Source organism: Variovorax sp. P4_D9 (assembly GCF_056401695.1).
In genome coordinates, this window is the sequence record NZ_JBFUIU010001468.1 from 1 (window position 1) to 1,281 (window position 1,281).

Consider the following 1,281-nt stretch of genomic DNA (forward strand, 5'->3'; position numbering starts at 1 on the left):
CGATTATGTTGGAGGCCAGACATGCGTCGAAAACACCCGCTCCGTTTGGCGGCTCGTAGGACTTTGAGAGCCGGTCCATCATGGCGACGATCTCCGGCTGAGAGAGACGGCTCGTCAGTTCATCGACAATGCGAAGATTCCGTCGTGCGTCTGCGTCAACGCCTTCACGATTAAAAAGGAACTTCAATCGGGATCGGATGTCGCTGTCGAACAGCGTCCGTGCGCCGCCCAGTTCGCGGATGCTGTTATAGAACGCAAGCAGAGTCCACCACGGGTCGCGCTTTCCTTCCTCGAAGGCTGCTGGCCTGTACAGCGCTGCTGAAAAAGTTCGAACTTGGGTAGTAAGAATGGATCCATGGTCTATGCCGTGGATGCCGACGTACAGGCGTCCCGAGCTCAACCGTCCGTTTGGGTCCTTCGCATAGCGACCAAAGAAGGAGTCGCTCATCGAGAGGCCGGGACTCGGGAAAAGGCGTGTTCGTTCTCGTCCGTAGAGCACTCGCACTTGATCGTCGGCGCCGCGTATGGTGGCAGTGGACGCCACTATTTTTGGCCGTATCTGCCCGCCATGCGCCTCGATCGTACACAGCCGTTCAAAAATCGACTCGTACAGTGCATACATGGTTCCAAGTGGCCCGGAAATAAGGTGGAGCTCGTCTTGGATGATCAGTCCAGGAGGCATCGCGACCTGATCGACCTTTCCTTGGGTCGGGTACTCACGCCCGAAAATGGCACCCGCCTCGGGCCGATACGCCAGCATCGCAAACTTGTCGGCAGTCGCGATAATTAGTGAAGGCGGATAACGGTAGATCCTCTCGTCGATGACTTCGACAGGCAGCCAGCGCCGGCGGTCCTCCACCCCAAAAGCGCATGCTGGATCGGGGCAGAGCAGCATCGGGCCCTCCGATGCATCGCTGAAGACACCCAACGGGCGAGACCCACCCTTCTTGCCGCGGCTATTGGTATCTACTTTTCCAATCGGCGCTCGGCACCACGGACACTCAGTAAGCACCAGGGGATTCCCGCTTATGTCTCCCTTAAGAAACCGCAAATATTGGTTGCGTGCTTCATCACACCGGTTGGGCGATCCATCACCGCCGATCCAGAGTCCGAGCGAGAAGCGCCTCCCTGGGATCTTCTGATCGGAGTGCCCATGTTCCCGGCGTATTACCTCCATTGCACATATGAGGCTGGCAGCCCGCTGAAACTGCTGGGTTGTCAGCATGCGTAGCGTGTAGCGCATCAGGACATTCGTCGCGTCCCTTAAGAGAGGGCCACCAC

The 1,281-nt window shown here is 57.9% G+C and carries 1 pseudogene; it reads right to left on the minus strand.

Going from position 1 to position 1,281, the window contains the following annotated elements:
• Window positions 1-895 (minus strand): annotated as a pseudogene (locus AC1DY5_RS56055) (hypothetical protein); the annotation flags it as partial.
• Window positions 896-1,281: the final 386 nt, after the last annotated feature.